The sequence below is a fragment of the Streptomyces sp. NRRL F-6676 genome (genome assembly GCF_000725625.1).
Classification (GTDB): domain Bacteria; phylum Actinomycetota; class Actinomycetes; order Streptomycetales; family Streptomycetaceae; genus Streptomyces.
This window is the reverse complement of sequence record NZ_JOHS01000006.1, coordinates 101,888-119,051: the sequence shown is the minus strand read 5'-3', so window position 1 is coordinate 119,051 and position 17,164 is coordinate 101,888. Positions and strand designations below refer to the sequence as shown.

Genomic DNA, 17,164 nt, shown 5'->3' with positions numbered 1-17,164 from the left:
CTCTACTCCTCCTTCGCGTCCAGGACCCAGCCGTCCAGCGCGTACCGCGTCCGCGGCGCGCGGACCAGGAAGGCGGCCACGCCGAGGAGGAGCACGTCACGGACGATGTCGACGGCGTAACCGCGCGCGGCCCCGCTCGTGAGGGTGCCGCCGCCGCCGAAACAGCCGCAGTCGATGGACAGTCCACGTGCCCACACCGACACGATCGCGGCGGTGTAGGCCGCCATCAGGACGGCCGCGGCGACGGCCACCGCCCTCGTCGCCAGCCCGGCGGCCAGCAGCAGCGCGAGCGCCACCTCGACGAACGGCAGCACGCCGCCGACCGTCTGGGCGGCGTCCTGCGGCACGATCCGGTAGAGGGCCATGGTCCGGCCGGCCTCCGCCAGGTCGCCGATCTTCACCAGGCCCGCGTAGCCCAGGACCGCCGCGAGCACCGCCCGCGCCGCGGTCCCCCACCATCCGGCGCCGCCCACGCGGACCGCGGGCGTCTCCCGGATCCCCGGCTCCGTCCGGTCCCTCGTCCCGGCCCCGTTCATCGGCTGCGGGAGAACCGGTAGGTGGCCAGGGCGAGTGCCACGGCGGTGAGCGCCGCCAGCAGTCCGAGTTCCGCGACGACGGGCGGATGCCAGCCCCCCACCACCAGCCGGGTCTGCTCCGAGGTGAGCGACTGGGGCCCCGGCAGGGTCCGGCGGACGGCGTCGATGCCGTACGTCAGCGGATTCAGCTTCACCACGGTGGCGAGCCAGCCGGGCAGGCCGTTCGGCGGGAACATCGCGCCGGAGAAGAACATCATCGGCATCAGGCTGAGGCTCACCACCACCTGGAACGTCTCGACCTGCCGGATGGTGACCGCGGCGAGCAGGCCGAGCGCCGTGAACAGCAGCGAGACGAGCAGCACCTCCAGCAGTACGGCCAGCAGCATCGGCGAGTACCGGATGCTCGCGATGCCCCCCACCGACAGCACCAGCAGGCCGTAGAGCGCGCCCGTGGTGGCGCCGCCGAGCGCGAGACCCAGGACGATGCTGGAGCGCGGGAACGGCGAGACGAGCATCTGCCGGAGCACGCCGAGCCGGCGGTCCCACACCAGCGAGATGCCCACCGCGATCGCCGGGGCCTGTACGGACATGATCAGCGTGCCGGGGAACAGATAGGCCCGGTAGTCGTCGAGCTGCGCCCGGCCGAGGCTGTCGGACGCCGCGTCCAGGCCGGTGCCGAGGACGACGAGGAACAGCAGGGGTGTCACCAGGCCCATGGCCAGGCGCACCGGGTTGTGCCGCAGCCGGGTCATCTCGCGCCGCCACAGCAGTACGTACGGCTTGACGGCGCGCCAGGACCGGTCGGCGAGCGTGGCCGGCGGCCGGGCGGGCGCGGCCCGGTCCGCGCCGCCGGGGGGTGCCGCGCGGCCGGTGCCGGAGGCGGGCGGCATGGTCTCGGTCCGGCTCATCGCACTCCCTCCCCGAGGGCGTCCAGCGTGTGCGCGCCGCCGCCGGTCTCCCGTACGGCGGCCCCGGTGTGGTGCAGGAAGACGTCGTCGAGCGTGGGCGGGGCCACGGACACCTCGCGCACCGTCACCCCGAGGCCGGTGCAGAGCCGGGGCACGAGCGCGGTGCCGTGCGCGACCCGCAGCAGCAGTCCGTCGGGGGTGGGCTCCGCCGTCGTGCCGAACCGCTCGGCCAGGGCCTCGGCGGCCCGTGCGTCGTCGTCGGTGCGCAGCATGACGACGTCGGCGCCGATGACGGACTTGAGCTGGGCGGGCGACCCCTCGGTGACCAGCTTGCCCCGGTCGAAGATCGCGATCCGGTCGCAGTGCTCGGCCTCCTCCAGCTGGTGCGTGGTGAAGAAGAGGGTGATCCCCTCCTCCTCGCGCAGCCTGTCGAGGTGGTTCCAGACGGCCGCCCGGGTCTGGGTGTCCAGGCCGGTCGTCGGCTCGTCGAGGAAGAGGACGCGGGGCCTGCCGATGAGGCCGCGGGCGATCTCCAGCCGACGGCGCAGTCCGGTGGAGAACTGGCGTACGGGGACGCCCTCGCGCCCGGTCAGTTCCATCAGGTCGAGCATCGCGGCGATCGCGGTGCGGGCCTCGCGGCGGCGCAGTCCGCACAGGTCGGCCTGGAACCGCAGGTTCTCGGCGGCCGTGAGGTCCTGGTCAAGCGTGGACTCCTGGAAGACGATGCCGATGCGGCGGCGCACTTCAGCGGGGTGGGTCACGACGTCGAAGCCGGCGACCTCGGCCCGGCCCGAGGTGGGCGGGAGCAGGGTGGTCAGCAGGGAGAGGGTGGTGGTCTTGCCGGCGCCGTTCGGCCCGAGGAAGCCGAACGTGGTGCCCTCGGCAACGGTCAGGTCCAGGCCGTTCACGGCCGGGGTGGTGCCGTAGTAGGCGTAGAGCCCCTCGGCGCGGATCGCGGTCACGGACGGCTCCCCTCGGGGTCGTGGAGGTCCCGGGCGAGACGGTCGGCGCCCGGCCCGGCACGGCGCGGGTCCGGCTGGGGCTGTGGGTCCGGCTGCGACTGCGGGTCCGACTGCGGCTGCGGCTGCGGCTGCGGCTGCGGCTGCGGCTGCGGTGCGACGGGGTCCGGGCCGGTCCCGGCTCCGCGCGGGTCGCTTCCCGGTGCGCGCACCGCCAGGACCGTGCGGAACGCGCTCAGCTCGCCCGGTTCGTCCACGGGCCGGCCGTCGACCTCGACCCAGGCGTGCGCCCCGAAGGGCCGCACGCGGAACCCGGTGCACCAGTCGGCCCAGCGGCCGTGCGCCCGGCACAGCAGGGCGGTGGCCACCGACCGCTGGAGGCAGCCGAGTCCGGCGCAGCGCACGCTGACCGCGACGACCGACTGCCGGGCGCGCGCGGTCCCGGCGTACCCGGCGGGCCGGGCGCCCCGGCTGAGCACCCGGAGCACGCGCGCCAGCCGGGCGGGCGGCAGCCGGACGAGGAGGCGGGCGGCGCCGGCTGCGCAGCGGGGTGCGAGCTGCCGGTGCAGGGGGAGGCGGGGCGCCCGTTCGGCGACGGCGGGCGTGGTCACCGTGACACCTCCACGAGCTTGGCGGCGCTCAGCGCGTCGATGAGGGCGAGGACGTCCCGTTTCGCCCGGGCGTCGTCGACCGGTGCGGCGGCGGTGAGGCTCGCGGCGGCCGCGTTGGGCGCGTCCCCGTCGAGCAGGCTGCGCAGGATGGCGGAACCGGACTCGTTCAACTGCCAGTAGCGGCCGTGGCGGCCGTCGAGCAGGACGGCTCCGGTCTCCAGGGGGGTGAGGGTGACGTCGCGGGCAAGGCTCAGCTTCATGTGCGGTCTCCCGGGTCCGGGGTGTGCGTGCGCAGCCAGCTCTCGCACGCGACGGTGGTCGCGATCGGCTGAAGGTGGTGGGACAGGGGCCCGGGGTCGAGCACCGCGGCGCGGAACGCCGCCGGGTCGATCAGGCCGAGCCGGGCCAGCCGCGAGTCCTCGGCGAGTTCCAGGAGCCGGTCCCGGTTGCGTTCCAGCCCCCGGTAGGCCTCGGCGCTGAACTCGCCCTTGTCGCGCCGGCCGAGGATGTCGGCGGGGACGACGCCGTGGGCCGCGTCGGCCAGCAGGGGCTTGAACCGGCCGCTCGCCAGGCGCTGGTCGACCCGGGTGGCGAGCGCCGCAGCGAGGACCCGGTCGTCGAGGAAGGGCGCCTCCCAGCGGATGCCGGCCCGGCCGTGACCGGTCCCGGCGGCCCCGGTCTCCGCGAGCGCCGTGTTGACCTGGCGGACGGTGCTGCCCTCGAAGACGATCGAGGCCAGCGCCTGGTGCCTGGTGCGGTCGGCGTCCAGCGGCTCGGGTCCGGCCGCGGCGGCCTCGGTGAACAGCCGCCGCACCGCCGCCACCGCCTCCGGCGTGGCCCAGGCCGGCATCCGGGGCGCGAAGACCCAGCCGAAGTCGGGCTCGTCGAGCGGTGGGGGCGGGTCGCCGATCCGGGCGGCGACCGCGGTCAGGTTGCGGGCGAACGTGGACCGGTCGGCGAGCGCGCGCACGGTTCCGCGCCACGACCACCGGTTGGCCAGCCGGTAGCGGTTGACCAGCCGCAGTCCGCCGACCGGCCGGGCCCGGGCCAGGGACCACGCGCTGGTCGGCATCCGGCCGAACAGTTCGTCGCCGCCGAACCCCGTCAGATGCAGCGCGGCGCCCGCCGCGGTGGCCCGGGCGGCCAGGTCGGTGAGGTGCGGGAGCCCGGAGGCCCAGGTCGCGGGCCCCTCCGGGGCGGCGCCGGTGAGGCCGGCGGTGTAGCCGACGTCGAACAGGTTCTCGGCCCGGTCCGCGGCGAGCGTGTGGTGACGGGCCCGCGGGAGCAACGCGGCGGCCTTGCGCGCCCAGGCGGTGTCCTCGTTGGCGCTGTCCAGGGGCGCGACGTGGTAGGTGACCAGGTCGGCGCCGGCCCGGTCGGCGAAGAAGCAGAGCGAGGTGGAGTCCAGGCCGCCGGACAGGTCGGCACTGAGCGTCCGGCCCGGCGCGGTACGCACGGCGACCGCCTCGGCCAGCGCCGTGCGCACCGCCTCGGCGCCCTCCGCCAGGGAGAGCGACGCCGGGGGCAGCGTCCACCAGCGGAGCTGCCGGGACCGCCCGTGGGCGTCCAGCCGCAGCCAGTGCCCGGTGCGCAGCGGGTCGACGCCCCGCCGCACGGGGCGCTGCGCGAGTGGCCAGGGGGCTCCGCCCGGTGCCAGCAGGCGGGCCGCGAGGACGCTCTCGTCGAGGTCACCGCCGGTGAACCGGAGCAGGGGCGCCACGGCGCTCGCCGCGACACTCACCCCGTCGGTCCGGGCGGTGAAGATCTGCCGTACGCCGGCGACGGAGCCCTGCACGCGGGTGTCGCCGTCCATCGAGACCATCAGATGAAGGGCTCCCGGCAGCCGGGACGCGAGGGCGTCCACGTCGCCGAGGGAGCGGAGCCGGCCGAGCGCGGCCCGCAGTGCCGCCCCGTCCGGCCGGGTGTGCCCCAGCAGCACCATGCGCCGCGGGCCCGCCTCGACCACCGTCGCCTCGTCGTCGGACCAGTCGCCGACGAGCCAGGGGCGTCCCGACGCGTGGTCGATCCTGCGGCCCGCGGGCAGCCGCGCGGCCGGTGCGGCGGCGGCCGGGCAGTCCGGAAGAACTACGAAATCCATGTCGCCTCGTTCCCCGGGCGGTGCCGGTGCGCCAGGAGGCGCACCGGCACCGGAGTGATCACCAGAAGCAGACGATGGCGTAGCCGCAGCCGGCGAAGTCGTTGCAGCTCCCGACGCCGAGGCACTTGGTGAGCTCGTCGAAGTCGCCGATCTCCTGCAACGCGGGGGGCTCGTACGTGGCGGACATCCGTTACCTCCAGGTGGGTGCACGGGGCCGAACCGTTCGGCCCGCGAACTGCCTGGAAGCTATGCGGCCGCCCGTCCCAGGGGCATGGGGCAGGCGTCCCGGACCGGTCCCGTCCGGGGTCCCGGGGGTGTGGGACAGCCGCCCCGCGGTTGTCCCACCGTCCGGTCCCACGTCCGGCACGGCACCCCGTACCGTGCCCGGCACGGCACCATGTCCCACGTCCGGCAGGGCACCCCGTACCGCGCCCGTGACCGCCCCGGTACGGGTGCGGTCAGCCGTCCCACCTGCGGAGCCGGACATAACCGCAGACCAGCCCGGCCGCGGTCCACAGCAGCAGGATCACCGCGCCGCGCAGCGCGCCGTCGGAGTGCACGTCGAGCAGCTCGCTGCCCGCCTGGTCGGGGAAGTACCCGACCAACTCCTTGGTGGCGCCGATGACGGACAGGATCTGCGAACCGGCGAGCACCATCGGGAGCAGTACGGCCAGCGGCAGGACGGCGCTGCGGGCGGTCGCGGCCACGGAGGCCGCGAACAGGGTCATCAGCGTCAGATAGACCACGGCCCCGGCCAGGGCGCGGGGGACGCCGTCGGCGCCGAGCGTGGAGCCGTGGGATCCGAGGGCGGCCTGCGTGACCAGGTAGCCGGCGACGGTGACGGGCACCGCGAGGGCCGCGGCGGCCAGGGTGGTGACGGTCATCTTCGCCAGGTACAACCGGCCGCGCCGGGGCACGGCGAGCAGCGAGACGCGCATCATGCCGGAGCCGTACTCGCCGGACACGATCAGCACGCCGAAGACGATCAGGGCGAGCTGGCCGTAGAGGACGCCGTCCAGGCCGGCCTGTTCCGGGGTGAAGTCGGAGCGCAGCCCGGGGCTGCCGGAGTCGATCGCGCCCTTCGCGGACCAGCCGTCCAGGGCGGCGACGAGGAGGCTGAAGGGGACGAACAGCAGCAGGGCGGCGAGCGTGCCGCGCACCCCGCGCAGCTTGGCGGCCTCGGCCCGTACGGCCGCGAGGGTCTCAGACATCGGTGGTGCCGCCTCTCCTGGTCCCTTCGGCTTCCGTTCCCGTTGTTCCCGCTGCTCCCGCTGATCCCGTTGTTCCGGCTGTTCCTGCTGCTCCCGCTGCTCCCGCTGCTCCCGCCGCTCTTTCGGCGACCAGTTCGAGGAAGGTGTCCTCCAGGGAGCCGGTGTGGGTGCCGAGTTCGTCCAGCGCGAGTCCCTCGGCGGCGGCCAGCCTGCTGATCTCGGCCGCCGCCACGCCCTCGACCTCCAGGCTGCCGTCCGGGGCGAACCGCAGCGTGGCCCCTTTCCGCTCCAGCTCCCGGTGGAGCCGCAGGGGTTCGGCCGTGCGCACGCGGACGTAGGTCCGTCCGTGGCGGCGGATGAAGTCCGCCATGCCGGTGTCGGCGAGGAGCCGGCCCCGGCCGATGACGACCAGCCGGTCGGCGACCAGCGACATCTCGGTCATCAGATGGCTGGAGACCAGGACGGTACGGCCCTCCGCGGCCCGCGCGCGCAGCAGTTCGCGCAGCTGGCGGATGCCCTCCGCGTCCAGGCCGTTGAACGGTTCGTCGAGTATCAGCACGGGTGGATCGCCCAGCAGGGCGGCGGCGAGCCCGAGCCGCTGCGCCATGCCGAGGGAGAAGGTGCCGATGCGCTGCCGCGCCGCGCCGCCGAGGCCGACCGTGTCCAGCACCTCGGCGACGCGCCGCCGGGGGATGCGGTTGCTCCGGGCGATCCATCCCAGATGACGGGCCGCGGTCAGCCCGCGGTGCGGACCGGAGGTCTCCAGCACCGCGCCCACGTGGCGGGCCGGGTATCCGAGGTCCGGGTAGGCGCGCCCGGCGATGCGCGCGGAACCGGCGTCCGGACGGGTCAGGGCGAGCACCATGCGCAGGGTGGTCGACTTCCCGGCGCCGTTGGGGCCCAGGAATCCGGTGACGGTGCCGGGGCGCACCGTGAAGGTCAGACCGTCCACGACGGTCTTCGGGCCGTACCGCTTGGTCAGGTTCTGGACGTCGATCACCCGCCCAGTCTCGCGAGCGGCGCGGCCCGGCACATCGGTCCCGGGTTCGGACTCCGGGGAGCCCGCCGGGAGCCGAACCCCTACCTGAGTATGAGACGGGGCGCAGAGCAGCGGGGCCGGGGACGGAGAGCGGCGGCGCAGAGCAGCCGAACGGGGAGCGGCGGCGGGAGCGGGAGCGGGGGCGGCCGCCCGGCGGCTGCGGGCGGAGCGCCGCGGCCCAGGCCCTAGTACGGCAGGGTCACCGAGACCCGGAAGCCGGCGCCGTCCGTGCGGGGTCCGGCCGTGAGGGTGCCGCCGTGCGCGGCGGCCCGCTCCCGCATCCCGACCAGGCCCAGTCCCCCGCCCGGCAGGGTGACCCGGTGGCCGGGCCCGGGGCCCTCGTCGGCGACCTCGATCGCCAGCGCCCCCCGCTCCGTGTCGAGCCGCACCCGGCACCGGGTGGGCGCGGCGTGCTTGATGACATTGGTCAGGGCCTCCTGCACGACGCGGTACGCCGACAGCGCGACCCCGTCCGGCAGTTCCTCCGGCGCGCACCGGGACCGCAGCTCGACCTCGACGCCCGCCGCCCGTGCCGTCGCCACCAGCGCGGGCAGGTCCGACAGCCCGCGCACCGGGCGGAGCTCCGCGGCGCCGTCCGGTTCCCGGCGCAGCACCTTCACCGTGGCCCGCATGTCGCGCAGGGCCCTGCGGCTGACGTCCTCGATCACGGCCAGGGCCTCCCGCGCCTCCTCGGGGCGGGTGGCGACCACGTGGTTGGCGATCCCGGCCTTGACGGCGATCAGCCCCACGCTGTGCGTGACGACGTCGTGCAGATCGCGCGCGATGCGCAGGCGTTCCTCGACCTTGGCGCGCTCGGTCGCCTCCCCGATGACGCGCCGCACGCTTTCCCGCCGTTCCCGGACCGCGGAACCGGCCGCCCAGGTGGCGCCGAGGACCAGCAGCGCGAACACGGCCTGCACGGCCCGCGTCCCGCCCTGCTGGCCCTGCCCGCCGGTCACCGTCAGCGCCGCCGCGCCCACCGCGCTCACCACCCCGACGACGACCGGGGACCGGCCGGGAGGACGCGCGCGCCCGACGGCCACCAGGTACAGCGCGTACGCCGCCGCGAGGAACGAGGTCGGTCCGAGGCCGAACGGCAGCGCCACACAGGCCGTGACCAGCACCCACCCGAAGACCGGTACGGGCCACAGCCGCCGGACGACCAGCGGCAGCGCGGCACTCGCCGACAGCAGCCACACGGTGCCGTCGGCCACGCCGGCGCCGGGGGCCGGCCGCAGCGGCGACAACTGCGCGAGCAGCGTGAGTCCGAGGGCGGCCAGTCCGTCGAGCACGAGCAGACGCCGGGGCGGGAGGTCGGCCATGGGGTGAACGTAGGCCCCCGGCAGACGCCGCGTCCACCGGGTGTGCGCGGCCCCGCGGCACGGCGGAGAACTCTGTGAAACTCATGTGAAAACGCCGGGGGACGCCCCCTGCGTCGGCACCCGTCCGACATGCCACGACACTGGCCGGGATTGGCTCCCCAAACGGAATGCGGCTCCATCACTTGGGGAACGAACTTGTGCCGCCGTCATTCACACCCGCATACTCGTTCGCAGTGCCGTTCGGCGCGTGCACCCCTTACTTGTCCTGGTCCTACTCATACGGGCCGGCATTCCGCCGGAATTCAGCCAGTGTCCAGGAGGCGCGGAAAAGTGCACATCAATCTTTTCATTCTCTGCGATGACCCCGTTTCCCTGGCCGGACTGGAATCCATCATCGACAAGGAGGAAAAGGTAAGCCTCATAGGCCGGTCCGTGACGGCCGGCGACGGCATGCGATGTCTGGACGACTCCCGTGTCAAACCCCACGTCGTCATCCTGGGCGAGCCGCCCTCCAAGCGGAGCATCTGTGAGAACGTCCAGCAGATCCTCACGCGGTACCGCCTCGACAAAAACCGTCCGAAAATCATCGTGGTCTCGCAGAACGATGACGACGACGTGGTCCTCGCCGCCGTACGGGTCGGGGTCAACGGTTACCTCACCCGCATGAGTTCCTCCGAGGAACTGCTCGATTCCATTCAGCTGGTGGCCAAGGGCGGGGCGGCCTTCAGCCAGACGATCGCCGCCCGGTTCAGCAGATATTTCTCCAGCGTACGGGACGTACGGGAGTTGTCGGAACCGATCGGACTGCCCGGCCTGACCAGCCGTGAGCTGGAGATTCTCACACTGCTCGCGAGTGGTCTGGGAAACCGGCAGATAGCCCGCCGGCTCTTCCTCGCCGAGAAGACGGTACGCAATTACGTTTCGCGGATACTCACGAAACTGGAGGTGCACGACCGGGCCTCGGCGGCGCTGCTGGCCCGCGACGCGGGGCTCGGGGCACCGGCGGCGGTGCCGTCCTGAGGCGCCGAGGGGAGCCGAGCCGGGCCCGTGGCGTGCCTCTTCGCGCCGCCCGCCGCCGGGCGGTGCGCACAGGTGCGCGAGAATCACTGTCGTGACCTCAGCGACCCGGCGGCCAGAGCGCCCCTTCTCCCTCGTCCCGCCCCGGCTGATCGCCACCGATCTCGACGGCACCCTGCTGCGCGACGACAAGTCCGTCTCCCCGCGCACGGTCGCCGCGCTGGCCGCCGCCGAGAAGGCCGGCATCGAGGTCTTCTTCGTCACCGGCCGCCCGGCCCGCTGGATGGACGTCGTCAGCGACCACGTCCACGGTCACGGCCTGGCGATCTGCGGCAACGGCGCGGCCGTGGTCGACCTGCACGGCGGCCCCGGCGCCCACCGGTTCGTCAAGGTCCGCGAGCTGGCCAGGCGCAACGCGCTGGACGCCGTGACGCTGGTGCGCGAGGCGGCGCCCGGCACGGTGTACGCGGTGGAGCAGACGTACGGCTTCCACCAGGAACCGGACTACCCGAAGATGCACCTGGAGCGGCCCGACTCGCTGGCGCCCGCCGAGGAACTCCTCGCCGAGGGCGCGGTCACCGCCGCCGAGCCGGTGCTGAAGATCCTCGCCTTCCACCCGGAGCTGGACCCCGACGCCTTCCTCACCCTGGCCCGGCTCGCCGTCGGCGACCGCGCCACCGTGACCCGGTCCAGCCCCAGCGCCCTGCTGGAGATCAGCGGCCCCGGCGTCTCCAAGGCCAGCACGCTCGCGCTGTGCTGTGCCGAGCGCGGCATCTCGCACGAAGAGGTGATCGCCTTCGGCGACATGCCGAACGACGTGGAGATGCTGACGTGGGCGGGCCGTTCGTACGCGATGGGCAACGCCCACCCGGACGTCCTCGCCGCGGCGTCCGGCCGCACGGTCGCCAACAACGAGGACGGCGTGGCGGTCGTCATCGAACGGATCCTGGCCGAACAGAGCTGACGGGCACGGGCACGGGCACGGGCGGTACGGCGGTCCCGGTCACCGGCCGGGGCGCGGCGCCCACTGGTGCCCGGTGCCGCCGTGCCTCGACCTCCGCTGGACACCAGCGGCTGCCGCGGGAGTCGCGGCGCCCGCCCTGCCCCGGCACCTCTACGCCGCGGCGCCCGCCCTGCCCCGGCACCTCTACGCCGCGGCGCCCGCCACCGCCGTCACCCCCGACAGATCGCTCGCCGCCTCCCGCGCCAGCATCTCCCGCAGTGGTCCGTCCACCGCCGCGAGGGCGGCGTACGGACCGCGCTGCACGGCCCGGCCCCCGGCCAGCACGAGCACCTCGTCGACCGCGTCCAGACCGGCCAGCCGGTGGGTGATGAGCAGCGTCGTGCGGCCCTCGGTCGCGGCCAGCAGGTCGGCGGTGAGCGCGTCCGCGGTCGGCAGGTCCAGGTGTTCGGCGGGCTCGTCGAGGACCAGGACGGGGAAGTCGGCGAGCAGGGCCCGGGCCAGGGCCAGCCGCTGCCGCTGACCGCCGGAGAGCCGGGCGCCGTGTTCCCCGACGAACGTGTCGAGCCCGTCGGGCAGCCCGTCGGCCCAGTCGAGGAGCCGCGCCCGGGCGAGCGCGTCGCGCAGGTCGGCCTCGGTGGCGTCCCGGCGCGCCAGGAGCAGGTTCTCGCGCACGGAGCTGTCGAAGAGGTGCGCGTCCTGCGCGCACAGCCCCACCAGCCGCCGTACGTCGTCGCCGTCGAGCGCGGCGGTGTCCGTGCCGCCCAGCGTGTACGTGCCGCCCTCCGCGTCCAGGAAGCGCAGCAGCACCTGGGCGAGGGTGCTCTTGCCCGCGCCGGACGCGCCGACCACGGCGATGCGCCGGCCGCTTTCCAGCGTGAGGTCGAGCCCGTCGAGCGCCGGCCGCCGCTGCCCGGGGTGACGGGCGGTCAGCCCCCGCACGACGAGCGGGAACGGCGTGGTGGGCGCCGGCCGGGGGTGTTCCGGCTCGCGCACGGGCTCGGGGGCGTCGAGGATCTCGTACACCCGCGCGGCGCTGCGCCGCACCCGCTGCCGGTGCCGTACGGCGAGCGGCAGCCCGAGCACCGCCTCGAACGCGGCGAGCGGGGTGAGGACGACGACCGCCAGGGCGACGCCGTGCAGCCGGCCGGCGGCGACCGCCTGGACCCCGGCGACCGCGGTGGCCACCACGGTCAGGCCGGTGATCAGCGCGGTCAGTCCGTCGCCGAGGGCGGTCGCGGCGGCCGAACGGGAGGCGATCCGGGTGAGGACGCCGTCGGCCCGGCGGGCCGAGGCGAGCCGCGCGGGCAGGGCCCCGGCGACCGTGAGCTCGGGGGTGCCGGTGAGCAGGTCGGCCACCCGCGTGGCCAGATCGCCGCGGGCGGGCGCCAGCCTGCGCTCCGCCCGGCGGGCGACGGCACCGGTGAGCAACGGGACGCCGACGCCGGCCGCGAGCAGCCCGACGGCGAGGGCGGCCCCCGCGCCGGGCAGCAGCCACGCGGTGAACCCGACCGCGCCGGCCGACACCACGCATGCGGCGCCCACGGGAAGCAGCCAGCGCAGCCAGTAGTCCTGCAACACGTCCACGTCCGCGACCAGCCGGCTGAGCAGGTCGCCGCGCCGGGTGGTGCGCAGCCCGGCGGGGGCCAGCCGCTCCAGCCGCCGGTAGACGGCGACCCGGGTGGCGGCGAGCATGCGCAGCACCGCGTCGTGCGAGACGAGCCGTTCGGTGTACCGGAAGACGGCCCGGCCGATGCCGAACGCCCGCGTGGCGGTGACCGCGACCATCAGGTACAGCACCGGGGGCTGCTGGGAGGCGCGGGAGATCAGCCACCCCGAGGTGGCCATCAGCCCGACGGCGCTGCCGAGCGCGAGGGCGCCGAGCAGCAGGGCGAGCAGCAGCCGTCCGCGCAGGGGCTGAGCCATGGCCCGCACCCGGGCGAGCACTCCGCCCCGGGGCGTCCGGGGGCCGCCGAGGACGGTCGCGTCGGCGTCGGCGCGATCCGGCGTCGCCGCACTCGGGTGTTCCCGTCCGGACGCGGCACCCGGCCGCGCGGGGACGACTGTCTCGGACGCCGGCTCCAGCCGCACCACCCGGTCGGCCACCGCCAGCAGGGCCGGCCGGTGCACCACCAGCAGCACCGTGCGTCCCACCGCGAGCCGTCGCACGGCCTCGACGACCTCCGCCTCGGTGGTGCCGTCCAGCGCGGCCGTCGGTTCGTCGAGCAGCAGGACGGGCCGGTCGGCGAGGAACGCCCGGGCCAGCGCGAGCCGCTGCCGCTGTCCGGCCGAGAGCCCCGCCCCCTCCTCGCCGAGCACGGTGTCCGTGCCGTCCGGCAGCGCGTCGACGAACTCCAGGGCTCCCGCGTCCGCGAGCGCCCGGCGCACCGCCGTCTCGTCGGCGTCGGGGCGGGCCAGGCGTACGTTCTCGCCGATGGTGCCCGCGTACAGGTGCGGGTGCTGCGGCACCCAGGCGAGGCGGGAGCGCCATTCCTCCAGGTCGGCCGAGGCGAGGTCCGCCCCGCCGATCCGCACCCGTCCGGCGTCGGGCCGTACGAAGCCGAGCAGGACGCCCAGCAGCGTCGACTTGCCGGCACCGCTGGGGCCGACCAGGGCGACCGTCTCGCCCGGCGCGATACGGAAGGAGGCGCCGGTCACCGCGTCGGAGGCGCGCCCGGGGTACCGGACGGTCACCTCCTCGAAGGCGATGGCCCCCTCCGGCAGCCGTCGCGTACCGGTGTCCGGCACCGGGGTCTCCAGGACGTCGAAGATCTCCTCGGCGGCCGCGAGCCCCTCGGCCGCCGCGTGGTACTGGGCACCCACCTGCCGCAGCGGCAGATACGCCTCGGGGGCGAGAACGAGGATGACCAGTCCGATGTAGAGGTCCATGTCGCCGTGGACCAGCCGCATGCCGATCGTGACCGCGACGAGCGCGACCGACAGGGTGGCGAGCAGTTCCAGGACGAACGAGGAGAGGAAGGCGACCCGCAGGGTCCGCATGGTCGCCTGCCGGTACTCGCCGGTGATCCGGCGGATGGACTCGGCCTGCGCCTTGGCCCGGCCGAACACCTTGAGCGTCGGCAGCCCCGCGACCACGTCGAGGAAGTGCCCCGACAGCCGGGAGAGCAGCCGCCACTGACGGTCCGTCTGGGAGCGGGTGACCCAGCCGATGAGGATCATGAACAGGGGGATCAGCGGCAGGGTGCCGACGATGATCGCCGCCGACACCCAGTCCTCGGTCACCACCCGCAGCAGCACCGCCGCCGGAACCACCACCGCGAGCCCCAACTGGGGCAGATAGCGCGAGAAGTAGTCGTCGAGGGCGTCGACACCACGGGTGGCCAGCGCCACCAGGGAGCCGGTGCGCTGTCCGCCGAGCCATCCGGGGCCGAGCGCGGCCGCCCGCTCCAGCAGCCGGCCGCGCAGCTCCGACTTCACCGCCGCGCTCGCCCGGTGGGCGGCCAGCTCGGTGAGCCAGGCGACGAGCGCCCGGCCGACGGCCACGGCGGCGAGCAGGAGCAGCGGGGTACGCAGTGCAGCGAGCGAGTCGCCGTGCTGGAAGGCGCCGACCACCACCTCGGCGATGAGCATGGCCTGGGCGATGACCAGCGCCGCCCCGACGACGCCCAGGGCGACGACCGCCAGCATGAAGAGGCGGGTGACGCGTGCGTAGCGCAGAAGACGCGGGTCGATTGGTTTCACGTGAAACACACCCTCGGGGTCGAGGAGGGGTGGAGCATGGTGTGTTTCACGTGAAACACACCATGCCTCCCACGGTCGGGATCAGTGCGCGGCGTCCGCGATGTGGTGCGTACCGATCCGCTTGCGGAACACCCAGTAGGTCCAGCCCTGGTAGAGCAGCACCAGCGGCGTGGCGATGCCGGCGCACCAGGTCATGATCTTCAGGGTGTACGGGCTCGACGAGGCGTTGGTGACCGTGAGGCTCCAGTCCGGGTCGAGCGAGGACGGCATGACGTTGGGGAAGAGGGTCAGGAAGAACATCGCGACCACGGCCACGACGGTCAGCCCCGACAGGGCGAACGCCCAGCCCTCCCGGCCGGCCCGGGCCGCCCCCAGCGCGGTGACGAGCGCGGCCACGGCCACGACGAGCGCCACCAGCGAACCGGTGTCTCCCTTGTCGGCCTGCGTCCACAGCAGGAAGACGAGCGCCAGGACGGCGGTCACCGCTCCGACCTTCAGGGCCAGCCGCCGCGCCCGCTCCCGGATCTCCCCGACGGTCTTCAGGCCGACGAAGACGGTGCCGTGGAAGGTGAACAGCGCCAGCGTCACCACTCCGCCCAGCAGGGCGTACGGGTTGAGCAGGTCCCAGACATTGCCGACGTACTCGAGACCGGAGTCGATCTTCACTCCGCGCACGATGTTGGCGAAGGCCACGCCCCACAGGAAGGCGGGGAGCAGCGAGGCCCAGAAGATCGCGGCCTCCCAGTTGCGCTGCCACTTCTCCTCCGGCCGCTTGGCCCGGTACTCGAAGGCGACACCGCGCACGATGAGGCAGACGAGGATGACCAGCAGCGGCAGATAGAAGCCGGAGAACAGGGTGGCGTACCACTCGGGGAAGGCGGCGAAGGTGGCGCCGCCCGCGGTGAGCAGCCAGACCTCGTTGCCGTCCCAGACGGGGCCGATGGTGTTGATCAGCACCCGCCTCTCGGAGCGGTCCCGGGCCAGCAGCCGGGTGAGGACGCCGACCCCGAAGTCGAAGCCCTCCAGGAAGAAGTAGCCGGTCCACAGGACGGCGATGAGGACGAACCAGACGTCGTGCAGTTCCATGAGTGAGCGCTCCCCGGCCTAGTAGGAGAAGGCCATCGGCTTGTCGGCGTCCCGCGAGTCGCCGCCGATCTTCGTGGGTGGGTTGAGGTCCGCCTCGGTGAGCTCGGGCGGCCCGGCCTTGACGTACTTCACGAGCAGCTTGACCTCGACGACGGCGAGGATCGCGTACAGGGCGGTGAAGGTGAGCACCGAGGTGAGCACCTCGCCCTGCGAGACGCCGGGGGAGACCGCGTCACTGGTGCGCAGGACGCCGTAGACGACCCAGGGCTGACGGCCCATCTCGGTGAAGATCCAGCCCCAGGAGTTGGCCAGGAGCGGGAAACCGAGGGTGAGGATCGCGGCGCGCCAGTACCACTTCGTCAGCGTGGGGCCGAGTGCCCTGTTGCGGAAGAGCACCAGGTGCGGCACCTCCTCGTCGCCGACCCTCAAGTGCCGCGGCAGCAGGAACTTTTTCCGGGTGAGCCACAGTCCGGCCGCGCCCAGGGCGAAGGACGTCATACCGAAGCCGATCATCCAGCGGAAGCCCCAGAAGGTGACGGGGATGTTGGGCCGGTAGTCGCCGGGGCCGTACTTCTCCTGCTCGGCCTTGTTGACGTCGTTGATGCCGGGGACGTACGAGGAGAAGCTGTCGTCGGCGAGGAACGAGAGCAGGCCGGGTACCTCGATGGCCACGCTGTTGTGGCCCTTCTCCACGTCGCCGTAGGCGAACACCGAGAAGGGGGCGGGGGACTGACCGTCCCACAGGGCCTCGGCGGCCGCCATCTTCATGGGCTGCTGCTTGAACATGACCTTGCCGAGGACGTCACCGCTGACGGCGGTGAGCAGACCGGCGACGACCACGGTGACCAGGCCGAGCCGCAGCGAGGTCTTCATCACCCGGATGTGCTTCTTGCGCAGCAGGTGGAAGGCGGCGATGCCGACCATGAACGCGCCGCCGGTGAGGAAGGACGCGGACAGGGTGTGGAAGGCCTGGGCGAGGGCGGTGTTCTGGGTCAGCACGGCGAGGAAGTCGGTGAGTTCCGCGCGGCCGCGGGACTCGTTGATCCGGTAGCCGACGGGGTGCTGCATCCAGGAGTTGGCCGCCAGGATGAAGTAGGCCGACAGGAAGGTGCCGAGCGACACCATCCATATGCAGGCCAGGTGCAGCTTCTTCGGCAGCTTGTCCCAGCCGAAGATCCACAGTCCGATGAAGGTCGACTCGAAGAAGAAGGCGAGGAGCGCCTCGAAGGCGAGGGGGGCGCCGAAGATGTCGCCGACGAAGCGCGAGTAGTCGGACCAGTTCATGCCGAACTGGAACTCCTGCACGATGCCGGTGACGACGCCCATCGCGATGTTGATCAGGAAGAGCTTGCCCCAGAACTTGGTGGCCCTGAGGTACTTCTCCTTCTCCGTCCGCACCCAGGCGGTCTGTAGGCCGGCCGTCAGGGCGGCCAGCGAGATCGTCAGCGGGACGAAGAGGAAGTGGTAGACGGTGGTGATGCCGAACTGCCAGCGCGCCAGGGTCTCCGGCGCCAGAGCCAGTTCCACGTCGTCTCTCCTTACGTCGCCGTGGTCACGAAGCGGCGGATCGCACGCCCCACGGCATGCGTTTCGCACACGTTTCGGCCCGTACACAGCACGCATCACGGGATGAACCGGGACGCGCTTGTGAACGCGTTCACATTCACAAGCAATTATGACGCATGCCCGTTCGAAGCCGGAGGCCCGGGGGTCC

General features: G+C 73.6%; 15 protein-coding genes. 2 read left to right on the top strand and 13 right to left on the bottom strand.

Translation table 11 applies throughout. The features are described from left to right. Positions 1-2: 2 nt before the first annotated feature. From IO29_RS04670 to IO29_RS04630, 10 genes are all read right to left on the bottom strand, one after another. A complete protein-coding gene (locus tag IO29_RS04670) occupies positions 3-536 on the bottom strand; it encodes a MauE/DoxX family redox-associated membrane protein (RefSeq protein WP_078618009.1) in 534 nt (177 codons plus the stop codon). Next, positions 533-1,444 carry an ABC transporter permease gene (locus IO29_RS04665; RefSeq protein ID WP_030376992.1) on the bottom strand — a complete coding sequence of 304 codons (912 nt, stop codon included), beginning with the start codon at positions 1,442-1,444 and terminating at the stop codon, positions 533-535. The genes IO29_RS04670 and IO29_RS04665 overlap by 4 nt, the downstream gene beginning before the upstream one ends. After that, on the bottom strand, positions 1,441-2,406 hold the full coding sequence (locus IO29_RS04660) for an ATP-binding cassette domain-containing protein (protein WP_033224782.1): 966 nt from the start codon (positions 2,404-2,406) through the stop codon (positions 1,441-1,443). Before IO29_RS04660 ends, IO29_RS04665 begins: the two co-directional genes overlap by 4 nt. Beyond that, positions 2,403-3,014: a lasso peptide biosynthesis B2 protein gene (locus tag IO29_RS39270; RefSeq protein WP_063738050.1), complete on the bottom strand. Its 612-nt coding sequence runs from the start codon at positions 3,012-3,014 to the stop codon at positions 2,403-2,405. Before IO29_RS39270 ends, IO29_RS04660 begins: the two co-directional genes overlap by 4 nt. Beyond that, positions 3,011-3,274: a lasso peptide biosynthesis PqqD family chaperone gene (locus IO29_RS04650; protein ID WP_030376989.1), complete on the bottom strand. Its 264-nt coding sequence runs from the start codon at positions 3,272-3,274 to the stop codon at positions 3,011-3,013. The genes IO29_RS39270 and IO29_RS04650 overlap by 4 nt, the downstream gene beginning before the upstream one ends. After that, on the bottom strand, positions 3,271-5,112 hold the full coding sequence (locus IO29_RS04645) for a lasso peptide isopeptide bond-forming cyclase (protein ID WP_030376988.1): 1,842 nt from the start codon (positions 5,110-5,112) through the stop codon (positions 3,271-3,273). The genes IO29_RS04650 and IO29_RS04645 overlap by 4 nt, the downstream gene beginning before the upstream one ends. A 58-nt stretch (positions 5,113-5,170) precedes the next feature. Continuing rightward, positions 5,171-5,299, bottom strand: coding sequence for an aborycin family tricyclic lasso peptide (locus tag IO29_RS37570; RefSeq protein WP_106969722.1), 129 nt, complete (start codon positions 5,297-5,299; stop codon positions 5,171-5,173). A 271-nt stretch (positions 5,300-5,570) separates the two neighbouring features. Next, on the bottom strand, positions 5,571-6,323 hold the full coding sequence (locus IO29_RS04640) for an ABC transporter permease (protein ID WP_030376987.1): 753 nt from the start codon (positions 6,321-6,323) through the stop codon (positions 5,571-5,573). Further along, positions 6,316-7,323 (bottom strand): ABC transporter ATP-binding protein, encoded by a 1,008-nt coding sequence (locus tag IO29_RS04635; RefSeq protein WP_063738049.1) that lies wholly within the window; start codon positions 7,321-7,323, stop codon positions 6,316-6,318. Before IO29_RS04635 ends, IO29_RS04640 begins: the two co-directional genes overlap by 8 nt. Positions 7,324-7,547: 224 nt before the next feature. After that, positions 7,548-8,684 carry a sensor histidine kinase gene (locus tag IO29_RS04630; protein ID WP_051707388.1) on the bottom strand — a complete coding sequence of 379 codons (1,137 nt, stop codon included), beginning with the start codon at positions 8,682-8,684 and terminating at the stop codon, positions 7,548-7,550. Between the two features lie 330 nt (positions 8,685-9,014). Between IO29_RS04630 and IO29_RS04625 the strand changes: the two genes are divergently transcribed. Further along, positions 9,015-9,704 (top strand): response regulator transcription factor, encoded by a 690-nt coding sequence (locus IO29_RS04625; RefSeq protein ID WP_030376984.1) that lies wholly within the window; start codon positions 9,015-9,017, stop codon positions 9,702-9,704. Between the two features lie 91 nt (positions 9,705-9,795). Further along, on the top strand, positions 9,796-10,665 hold the full coding sequence (locus IO29_RS04620; RefSeq protein ID WP_030376983.1) for a Cof-type HAD-IIB family hydrolase: 870 nt from the start codon (positions 9,796-9,798) through the stop codon (positions 10,663-10,665). A gap of 183 nt (positions 10,666-10,848) precedes the next feature. On the opposite strand, the gene cydD is transcribed toward IO29_RS04620, so the two are convergent. The 3 genes from cydD to IO29_RS04605 form a co-directional block, all read right to left on the bottom strand. Then, the gene (gene cydD, locus IO29_RS04615; protein WP_033224780.1) at positions 10,849-14,364 is read right to left on the bottom strand and encodes a thiol reductant ABC exporter subunit CydD; all 3,516 of its coding nucleotides are present in this window, start codon (positions 14,362-14,364) and stop codon (positions 10,849-10,851) included. 81 nt (positions 14,365-14,445) lie between these two features. Further along, entirely contained in the window at positions 14,446-15,450 is a 1,005-nt protein-coding gene (gene cydB / locus IO29_RS04610) for a cytochrome d ubiquinol oxidase subunit II (protein WP_030376981.1), read from the bottom strand. A gap of 18 nt (positions 15,451-15,468) precedes the next feature. Further along, complete coding sequence (locus tag IO29_RS04605) at positions 15,469-16,977, bottom strand: cytochrome ubiquinol oxidase subunit I (RefSeq protein WP_030376980.1); 1,509 nt, start codon at positions 16,975-16,977, stop codon at positions 15,469-15,471. Positions 16,978-17,164: the final 187 nt, after the last annotated feature.

Bases quoted from the DNA above. Each gene is read 5' to 3' on its own strand.
- IO29_RS04650 (WP_030376989.1), bottom strand. From the start codon at position 3,274: ATGAAGCTGAGCCTTGCCCGCGACGTCACCCTCACCCCCCTGGAGACC.
- cydB (WP_030376981.1), bottom strand. From the start codon at position 15,450: ATGGAACTGCACGACGTCTGGTTCGTCCTCATCGCCGTCCTGTGGACC.
- IO29_RS04630 (WP_051707388.1), bottom strand. From the start codon at position 8,684: ATGGCCGACCTCCCGCCCCGGCGTCTGCTCGTGCTCGACGGACTGGCC.
- IO29_RS04670 (WP_078618009.1), bottom strand. From the start codon at position 536: ATGAACGGGGCCGGGACGAGGGACCGGACGGAGCCGGGGATCCGGGAG.
- IO29_RS04640 (WP_030376987.1), bottom strand. From the start codon at position 6,323: ATGTCTGAGACCCTCGCGGCCGTACGGGCCGAGGCCGCCAAGCTGCGC.
- IO29_RS04665 (WP_030376992.1), bottom strand. From the start codon at position 1,444: ATGAGCCGGACCGAGACCATGCCGCCCGCCTCCGGCACCGGCCGCGCG.
- IO29_RS37570 (WP_106969722.1), bottom strand. From the start codon at position 5,299: ATGTCCGCCACGTACGAGCCCCCCGCGTTGCAGGAGATCGGCGACTTC.
- IO29_RS04645 (WP_030376988.1), bottom strand. From the start codon at position 5,112: ATGGATTTCGTAGTTCTTCCGGACTGCCCGGCCGCCGCCGCACCGGCC.